Here is a 9,559-nt window from a genome sequence, read left to right as displayed (position 1 = left end):
ACTTCTGGTTCAAAGTGTGTCATGATGTGCTCCTTTCATAATAACTATATTTTACAAAAGTCACAGACGTATTACAACTATATTGTACCAGCTCACTCAGAGATATCGACACTGCGTTTGCTCGATTCGGCTGCGGCCAAAGCAGGAATAGTCCACAATGTTGTCCTCATGATCGATCTGGGAGATCTTCGTGAGGGAATCTTCTTCAAGAACGAGGATCTGATTTGGGAAGCTGTTGAGGCGGTTCTTGGAATGAAGAACCTGAATCTTTACGGCATCGCAGTTAATCTGACATGCTACGGCGCGATAATTCCTAAGAAGGATAATCTGTCGCAGCTGGTCGAAATTGCTCGCAAAATAGAGGCAAAGTATGATATCAAGCTGAATATGGTGTCGGGAGGAAACTCCAGCTCCATTTATCTTATAGACAAAGGCGAGATGCCTTCAGGCATCAACAACCTGCGCTTGGGTGAATCTTTCCTTCTTGGAAATGATACGGCTTATGAAACTGATCTGCCTGGAACTGTTGGAGATACAGTGGTTCTTCAGGCTCAGATCGTTGAGCTGAAGGAGAAGCCTTCTCTTCCGATCGGCGAAGTGGGCGTGGATGCGTTCGGCCAAAAGCCATATTATGAAGACCGTGGGATAATGAAGAGAGCAATCATTGCAGTTGGCAAGCAGGACACGGATCTGGACAGTATGACGCCTCGTGATCCTCAGATGGAGATCATGGGCGGAAGTTCGGATCATACTATTCTGGATGTTACGCATTGCGATAAAAATTACAAGGTGGGCGACGTAGTCGAGTTCGAGCTCGGCTACGGCGGCATGCTGAAGACTGCAACAAGTCCTTATGTAGAAAAGGAATACGTGAAATAGGGGCGGTCGCCGGCTCAGAGTGCTCCCTAGGTAAATAAGTGCTTCCGTATAACTTGGATATAGCAGTTGGGTATTGTTCCAACAATGGTACCTTTATGCATGAGTTTATGCATGGGTCTATGCATGGGTTTATGCAAGAGTCTATGCAAGAGTCTATGCATGGGTTTATGCATGGGGCCGTGTATAAATCAGGAGGCCAGTATCGGCGCAAGAATCGCCAGAGTCTGTTTTCGGGGCGTGCAAAAATCGTCGGGGTCTGTTTTCGGGGCGTGCAAGAATCGGCCTCAAAAAGCAGCTCGTGTGGCGCGCAAGCGTCATTTCAAAGTCTCGCGCGCAAGAATCAGAGTCAAAATAGAGTCTGTGTGGCGGATTGCCGGTTTTAACAAGGCCGACGCGCAAGAATTCCATATAAAACTTTATCAATGTGGCGGAATAGTCTATCAGAAGTGACTGATACTAAGGGCTCCCGCCACATTGTTATTATTATTCTAGTGATCCTTGCGCGAAGCCTCAGGGAATCCGGGTTGCATGCCACAGAGCCTCAATTATCAAGCCAATTCTTGCGCGGAGCCTCATCGGAAAATTTGAACGCGCCACATCACTTCAAATATCACTGTGATCCTTGCGCGCAATGTTTTAACCGGTGGTACGCAAATCAGTGGTGCGCAGCGTTTTAATCAGTGGTATGCAAATCAGTGGTATGCAAATCAGTGGTGCGCAAACCAGATGGATTTGCATAGTTACGATAAGGAAAATATGCTTGGAGAACATTTCGGTGTTTGGAAAATGTATATTTCCCAAGGAAAACATTTTGGAGAAATGCAAATCAGAATGATCCATATGACTAGCGAGATCGTGTGACCGTTGAAATCACAGGGGACAGAGGCACGATAGTCTTGGATAGACTTGATAACAGCAGCCTGTAGAAATAAAAACAGGCTGTTTTTTGTTGCATAGAAAAATGTATATATCGTACCATTGATGGAACAATAGGCAACTGCTGCTGGGAGTTATTTGGTACTTGCACTGTAGGATTTATAGTGATATAATTAAATAACCTATAAATAACTGCAAACTGTAGAGCCGCCGGAAATAGGCGGAATAGCCGGCAGAAGTACAGCCGGCAGAAGTACAGCCGGCAGAAGTACAGCCGGCAGAAGTACAGCCGGCAGAAGTACAGCCGGCAGCGGAATAGCCGGCAGCGGAACAGTCGGCAGCCTACAGGCGAAGGCCTATATGAAATCAAATGTGTGAGGTAGTGATTATGAAGATCAGTATCAATGATCTGCTCTATGCTTTGGCGGATGCGCTGGATCATGTAGAAGGAGAAATACTGGGAGCCACTGTGGACCATTCCAGGCGAGTGGCTTATTTGGCTGTAAAGATGGGGAAACTCATGGGCTACGAGAATAAGGAACTTTTGAATCTGGCGGCCAGTGCTGTGCTTCATGACAACGCATTGACGGAATACAGCCAAAGCGAACTCAACAAGGGGATAGACATCATAAATGATAAGAATGCCTTCACACTTAAGGAACATTGCGTAATGGGTGAAGAAAATGTCAGATCACTTCCTTTCTATAAAGATAAAGAAGCTGCGCAATCAATATTGTATCATCATGAAGAGGCAGACGGCAGCGGGCCTTTCGGGCTTAAGGCTGAAAACACCCCGATGTTTGCCCAACTGATACATATTGCAGATGTTGTAGATGTGATTTTCGACATCAGCCAAATGAACTACACCAAATACGGCAAGATATTGGAATTCGTCAACGCCGGCAGAGACAGCAGGTTCGCAGGAGACGTGGCAGATGCTTTTTGTGCGGTGGCGACCTACGGAGAACTCAGCCGCATGGACAACGACTACATAGACAAACTCCTAAGGAGAGCTTTGCCCGTGATCCCTGTAGATTACACGGACGAGGACCTGGCAGGCATCGCGGCCATGTTTGCGAAAATCATCGACTATAAATCATCCTTTACCTGCGCCCACTCCCTGGGCGTGGCAAATAAGGCGAAAACCCTGGCCCAGTACTATGGCCTGAGCGAAGAAACCGTGGCCAGGATATACTTTGCGGGGGCTTTGCACGACATCGGTAAGCTGACCATAGACAACGACATCCTGGAAAAGCCGGCCAAACTCACCGACGGCGAATTTACCCAGATGAAAAATCACGCTTACGGCACCTGGGAGATCCTCGGCAGGATCAAAGGCGTCGGCAGTATCAGAGACTGGGCGGCCCTGCATCACGAGAAACTGGACGGCAGCGGCTATCCTTTCGGGATCGAAGGCCGGCAGCTGAACAAAATAGAGCGCATGATGGCCTGCGTAGACATTTACCAGGCTTTGACTGAGGCGAGGCCATATAAGGACGGCATGAGCCACGAGGCGACTATGGCCATAATGCGAAAGGAAGTCGCCAGAGGCAAACTGGACGGGGGAATTGTGGAAGACATGGACAGATGCTTAGGCGGAGATGCCACGCAGAAGGCTAGCTGATTCACCTTGGAAAGATGCGCAAAACTCGCAAAAATTCAACTAAAAGCAATATTGTAGTCCGGCACAATGACAAGTGCCGGATTTTTGTGATTATGGGCCTAAGAACTTCCGTAAATTGCGTGACAAAACGGTACTTCTGGTATACAATATTCGTATGATTTAATTCTAAGGCCCCTGCAGCGGGAGGCCTTGATATTGTTGTAATGATGAGATAAAGGAGAGATTTTATGACAATGGTAACGAATGAGACAGTCAATAATTGGGTCAGGGAAATGGCTGAGATGACCAAACCGGATGAGGTCGTTTGGATAGACGGCAGCGATGAGCAGCTTGAGGAGATTAAGAAAGTCGCCCTTAAGACCGGCGAGATGATAGCTTTGAATGAAGAGAAGCTACCGGGATGCCTCTACTACAGAACTAACCCGAAAGACGTTGCAAGAGACGAGAAAAGAACACTTATATGCACTCGCAAGGAAGAGGATGCAGGACCTACCAACCATTGGATGGCACCTGTCGAAATGTACGCTAAGCTGCGTAAACTTTTCGACGGCTCCATGAAGGGCAGAGTTATGTATGCTATTCCTTTTTCGATGGGAGTTGTAGGCACGGACTTCGCCAAATACGGAGTTGAGCTTACAGATTCCATTTATGTAGTTCTCAGTATGGCGATCATGACCCGCGTGGGCCAGCCGATCATCGACAAGCTTAACGCCGGAGCTGACTTTACCAAATGCCTGCATTCCAAAGCTCAGGTCAATGAGAAGGAAAAGTACATCGTACATTTCCCTGAGGACAATACCATCTGGTCGATCAATTCCGCTTACGGCGGGAACGTACTTCTGGGCAAGAAGTGCCTGGCCCTGCGCATAGGTTCATTCCTGGGCAGGAAGGAAGGCTGGATGGCCGAGCATATGCTTATACTGAAGATAGAGGCTCCTAACGGAGAGAAACACTACGTTTGCGGAGCATTCCCGAGCGCCTGCGGTAAAACGAATCTTGCCATGCTGACGCCTCCGGATTATTTCAAGAAAATGGGCTATAAGATCCAGACTGTAGGCGATGATATTTCATGGCTGAGAGTTGGCGATGACGGCAGACTGTACGCAGTCAATCCTGAGAATGGATTCTTCGGAGTTGCGCCGGGAACTAATGAGAAGTCCAATCCTAACGCACTTAAGACCACCAGAAAGAACACTATATTCACCAATGTGGCCAGAAATCTGGACGACAATACAGTATGGTGGGAGAAACTGGATAAGAACCCTCCTGAGAATGGAGAGGACTGGCTAGGCAACCCTTGGAACGGCAAGACATCTACGGAGAAGGGAGCACATCCTAATTCGAGATTCACAGCACCGGCAGAGAACTGCCCGACAATTGCCGACGAGTTTTTCACAGGCGAAGGAGTTCCAATCGACGCCATCGTATTCGGAGGAAGACGCGCCAAGGCAGAGCCGCTGGTTTATCAGTCCAAGAGCTGGGATCACGGCGTATTCGTCGGATCGGCCATGACGTCAGAGACAACAGCAGCAGCCAAGGGGCAGGTAGGAGTCGTAAGACACGATCCTATGGCTATGATACCCTTCTGCGGATATAATATGAGCGACTACTTCCAGCACTGGATAGACATGGGCAAGAAGATGTCAGACCCACCGAAGATTTTCCATGTAAACTGGTTCAGGACAGATGAGAAAGACGAGTTCATCTGGCCGGGATTCGGAGACAACCTGAGAGTACTTTTGTGGATGCTGGCAAGATGCAAGGGAGAGGCTGATGCCGTAGAGACACCTCTGGGCTACGAGCCAAGACCTGAAGACATAGATACTACGGACTTGGATTTGGACGCAGAAGATCTGAAGAAACTTCTGGCCATAGACAAGGAGACCTGGCAGGATGAGATCAAGGGCATAGAGGAATTCTACAGCCAGTTCGACAAGCTGCCGGACGAGATCAATGAAGCATTCGATGCGCTGAAAAAGGGTGTGGAAGCACTTTAAATAATAATTATTAATGAAAAGGAGAACTAAGAAAATATGGACGCTAAAGAAATCAAAGACATATTAGTAGTTAATCCTGGTTCAACATCGACGAAGATCACCATCTTCACCAATGACAACAAGGATATCGCTTACGAGGAAAATGTCGTACACGATGAACAGAAGATACTGGAATTCCCTACTGTAGCTTCTCAGAAGAACTACAGAAAGGAAATGATCCTGAACCTGCTGGATAAGGCGGGCTATGATCTGAAGAATATCACAGCTGTAGTCGGCAGAGGAGGAATGCTCTTCGGCCTTGAAGGCGGCGGATATCAGATCAATGAGAAGATGTATAATAAGATGGCAAGCCCTGAGCTGCCTCAGCACGCATCCAGCCTTGGAGCACTGCTGGCATACTCAATTGCCGAGCCTCTGGGCATCCCTTCATACATTTACGACTCAACTATGGGCTGCGACCTTCTGGACATTGCCAAGATCACAGGTATATCCGAGATAGAAAAGTATGGAGCTACGCATCTGCTCAATTCCAGAGCGATGGCTATAAGCTATGCTAAGTCAAAGGGCAAAGATTACAAGGACATGAACTTCATCAACTGCCACATGGGCGGAGGTACTACTGCTAACGCTATGAGACACGGCAAAGTTATAGATGTTGCCGCATACGATGACGGTCCGATGGCACCGGAAAGATCCGGCGGCGTTCCATTGCTTCTGTTCAACAAGCTCTGCTTCGACGGCAAGCACACTGAGGAAGACATGGAGAAACTCATCGCAGGCAAAGGCGGACTGTATTCATACCTTGGCACCAAGGATTGCAGAGATGTTGAGAAAATGATAGACGACGGCGATCATTATGCAGCTATGATTTATGAGGCAATGGCTTTCCAGGTAGCAAAATCTATCGCAGGGTTGTCATGCGCTCTTGAAGGCAAGGTTGACGTGATCATTCTGACTGGCGGAGTTGCTTATTCCGAGAGGCTGACCGATGAGATAAAGAAGTACTGCGGACATATTGCTCCTATCGAGGTCATGCCGGGAGAGAAGGAAATGGAAGCCCTGGCTAACGGCACACTGCGTATGCTGAAGGGTGAAGAGGAAACTAAGATACTGTAGACTTACCGTAACTTAGGCCGTTTATGCTACCACTTAGGCAGAAATAAACACAAAGTCGGATTTCTGGTTATACTGTAATCAGAAAGTGGTTGATAAATAGAATAAAAATACCGGGTGAAGCTTATGCGACTTCAGTCGGTATTTTTTTGGTTTGGGCTTATTTCATAATCGTTCTAAATATAGAGCTTGCTTTCCCCATACAATGGTAGTAATGTATATACATTACATAAATACTATAAAATGTAAGACAGAAAGGAAAACAAAAAATGAAAGAAGAGAAAGTAATCAGTAAATCTCAGGGGACAGCGACTGAAGACAACATCATCGAATTTCCGATAACTAACGACATCGTATTCAATCTGGTAATGCAGGATCCTGATATTTCCAGGCATTTGTTGGAGCGGATATTTCCGGATAAGCAAATCGGAGAGATACGTGTGGTGGACGGCGATGGTGACCAGCCAAACGAGAACGGTGCCAATATATTCGATCTGACCACGCAATATGTCATTGAAAACGGTATATCAGTCTACCTAAACGTAGTCGATATTATCATGCAGCTGTTGACACGGCAATGTTACATAAGGGAGTTGCCTTCAATAAGCTTAAGCCTTCGTATGTTATTTTTATCTGTACATTTGACACCTTCGGAGAAGACATGTCTGTTTATAAGTTCGACATGCGCTGTTCAGATAAATTAGACTTGAATTTAGGCGATGGGAATTGTACAATAATGTTAAATACAGCATATACAGGGAAAAACGTGCCAGAAGGTCTGGAAAAGTTGTTCAGGTATATACGTAATATGGAATGCTGTGAAGATGACCAGCTTATTACTGAAATTCATGAGCGGGTCAGGGAGCTGAACACAGCAGAGAGGAGGCAGGTTTTGCATACATTAGATGATAAGCTTAATGAGCAGTATAGTGCCGGGTTCTCCGAAGGCAAGGATGCTGGATATTCCGAAGGCAAGGAAAGTACTGCGCTTGCTATGCTGAAAGAGGGATTGGACATTATGCTCATTTCCAGAGTTACAGGTCTTAGCAAGGAGGAAATAGAAGAACTTAGAGATAGGTAATTTACGTCCAATAAGCCTTCAGAAAAGAAAATAAACGTAACTTAGGCCGTTTATGCTACCACTTAGGCAGAAAACCCCAATAAAAAATTAATTGAGTTATACTGATAATAGAAAGTGGTTGATGAATAAATGCCAAGAATGCCGACAGGGTTCACATAAACCACAGCCGGCATTTTTATTTGTAGAGGTTAAGTCCCCGCAGATCATATTGTTATATAAGCCACAGTGTTGTAAACTAAAGTGGGGCTGATTGTGTAAGCTTCATTAATTGTGTAACTTGGGAAATAGTATGTGAATGTGGAGGCGAAATGGAAATATCCAGAAGAGAAATAGGCAGTATCACAGAAAGTGATATCGAGGCGTTCAAGGTCTATCTATATGAACAGGAAAGATCAGACGCCACTATAGAGAAGTATACCAGAGATGTAAGGAAGTTCTCGGAGACTATAGAAGGCAGAGATACCTTCGACAAGCAGGAACTCCTTGAATATAAGAGGGAACTCATAGGCGGATATAAGACATCCAGCGTCAATTCCATGCTGGCGGCAGTGAACTGCTATCTGGAATTTGTCGGAGCGCCCGATCTGAAAGTGAAGAGCCTGAAAGTACAGAAGAAACTCTTCCTCGATGAGAATAAGGAACTGACAAGGAAGGACTATCTGAAACTGGTAGCTGCAGCCAGAAGGCTCAGAAGACCGCAGATAGCCATGATAATGGAGACACTGGCCACCACAGGAGCAAGAGTCAGCGAGGTTAGGAGCTTCACAGTGGAAATGGTCAGAAGAGGAACTGTGGATATAGTAAATAAAGGAAAAGAGAGAACCATAATCATAACCAACGATCTGCGCAGTAAGGTACTTGCATACGCAGAAGAGAAAGGCATCAGCACGGGAGAGATATTTGTCACAAGGAACGGACGGGCAATCGACCGCAGCGGCATATGGAAAGAGATGAAGGCTCTGGCTTGTGAGGCCGGGGTCGATGCGAACAAAATTTATCCGCACAATCTGCGGCATCTGTTTGCCAGGACTTTCTACAGGCTGACCAAGAATCTTGCAGGCCTTGCCGATATTCTCGGACATAGCAGCATAAGCGCTACTAGAATATATACAGCATCCCCGGGTTCGTCATTTAAGAAGGATATATCGAGGCTGGATCTGATGGCTCCCGATAGCGGGGCGCAGAGCTGCGCATAAAAAAACAACATAATATTTATTATGTTGCTCGATTCACATTATGTGAATTGTCTGTCTAATAAAATTATCATACTTTCAAATACAAGTCAAGCAAAACGAATCAATATTTTAAAAATTTTCATAATTGTGCATATTTTTGCATATAGATAACCGCTTGATAACCATATGATTATCCATCTGAAGGATATGGAAAGAGTGATTTTCGTTTTATTGTAACGTAAACAGACCCTTTTGATCATAAACTTCAATAAAGTTTTTTGCACTGATCATAAGCATTAACGTATAGGTTTATTCATCTCAGGATCTCCTGTAATAGGGAAGATGCCTGATTTTTTTATGTCTTTATATAACATAATAAATATTATGTTGTACGTAGTACACCCGGAGCCATTTGAAAGTGGTTGCTCCGGTAAACAGCATTTATTCAGAGGCAGTGTGTTGAGCAGAAGATATTAAAATTTGGAGTGTGTAGAATGAATATCAGAGAAGAAGGAAAGAATAATAGCATAACCAGCGGTTGCATTATCGCTATAAATGTACGCAGAGATGGGTGGAGACACCGAAGGTTTCTGCGATTTTGTCGTAGTGATTTCAGGGGAAGCAGAGAACTGCGGCAGTACTTATCATTAAAGGGGTTTATATAGATTGGTGTAATGGCCGGGTATGCCGGCGTATGAAAGTGTTCGATCAAGGAGAACAAGGAGACCAACTATGAATAGTCAATAGAAAAACAGAAAAAGCTTTAAAATAGTTTTGAAGTAAAAGAGAGTACAACAAATAAAGCATCAACAGG

General features: G+C 45.5%; 7 protein-coding genes. All 7 read left to right on the top strand.

Features of this window, described 5'->3' with window-relative positions:
* The coding region (locus EV211_RS09960) for an alanine racemase (RefSeq protein WP_133529284.1) at positions 1-879 on the top strand (879 nt) is incomplete at its 5' end.
* A gap of 1,264 nt (positions 880-2,143) precedes the next feature.
* Positions 2,144-3,379, top strand: a complete 1,236-nt coding sequence (locus tag EV211_RS09950) for an HD-GYP domain-containing protein (RefSeq protein WP_166635440.1) — start codon at positions 2,144-2,146, stop codon at positions 3,377-3,379.
* 227 nt (positions 3,380-3,606) lie between these two features.
* Positions 3,607-5,376 carry a phosphoenolpyruvate carboxykinase (GTP) gene (locus tag EV211_RS09945; RefSeq protein ID WP_207668019.1) on the top strand — a complete coding sequence of 590 codons (1,770 nt, stop codon included), beginning with the start codon at positions 3,607-3,609 and terminating at the stop codon, positions 5,374-5,376.
* 36 nt (positions 5,377-5,412) lie between these two features.
* The gene (buk, locus tag EV211_RS09940) at positions 5,413-6,492 is read left to right on the top strand and encodes a butyrate kinase (RefSeq protein ID WP_133529282.1); all 1,080 of its coding nucleotides are present in this window, start codon (positions 5,413-5,415) and stop codon (positions 6,490-6,492) included.
* 574 nt (positions 6,493-7,066) lie between these two features.
* Entirely contained in the window at positions 7,067-7,570 is a 504-nt protein-coding gene (locus EV211_RS09935) for a hypothetical protein (protein WP_133529281.1), read from the top strand.
* Positions 7,571-7,878: 308 nt separating this feature from the next.
* Positions 7,879-8,766, top strand: a complete 888-nt coding sequence (locus tag EV211_RS09930; protein ID WP_133529280.1) for a tyrosine-type recombinase/integrase — start codon at positions 7,879-7,881, stop codon at positions 8,764-8,766.
* Between the two features lie 473 nt (positions 8,767-9,239).
* A complete protein-coding gene (locus EV211_RS10775) occupies positions 9,240-9,410 on the top strand; it encodes a hypothetical protein (RefSeq protein ID WP_166635439.1) in 171 nt (56 codons plus the stop codon).
* Positions 9,411-9,559: the final 149 nt, after the last annotated feature.

This window comes from Aminicella lysinilytica, assembly GCF_004362975.1.
GTDB classification, from domain to species: domain Bacteria; phylum Bacillota; class Clostridia; order Peptostreptococcales; family Anaerovoracaceae; genus Aminicella; species Aminicella lysinilytica.
Note: the sequence above shows the minus strand (reverse complement) of the source record. Positions and strands in the feature narration are given on the sequence as shown.

Excerpts from the sequence above, each read along its gene's own strand:
- EV211_RS09950 (WP_166635440.1), top strand. The coding sequence starts at position 2,144 with ATGAAGATCAGTATCAATGATCTGCTCTATGCTTTGGCGGATGCGCTG.
- EV211_RS09945 (WP_207668019.1), top strand. The coding sequence starts at position 3,607 with ATGACAATGGTAACGAATGAGACAGTCAATAATTGGGTCAGGGAAATG.
- buk (WP_133529282.1), top strand. The coding sequence starts at position 5,413 with ATGGACGCTAAAGAAATCAAAGACATATTAGTAGTTAATCCTGGTTCA.
- EV211_RS09935 (WP_133529281.1), top strand. The coding sequence starts at position 7,067 with ATGTTACATAAGGGAGTTGCCTTCAATAAGCTTAAGCCTTCGTATGTT.
- EV211_RS09930 (WP_133529280.1), top strand. The coding sequence starts at position 7,879 with ATGGAAATATCCAGAAGAGAAATAGGCAGTATCACAGAAAGTGATATC.
- EV211_RS10775 (WP_166635439.1), top strand. The coding sequence starts at position 9,240 with ATGAATATCAGAGAAGAAGGAAAGAATAATAGCATAACCAGCGGTTGC.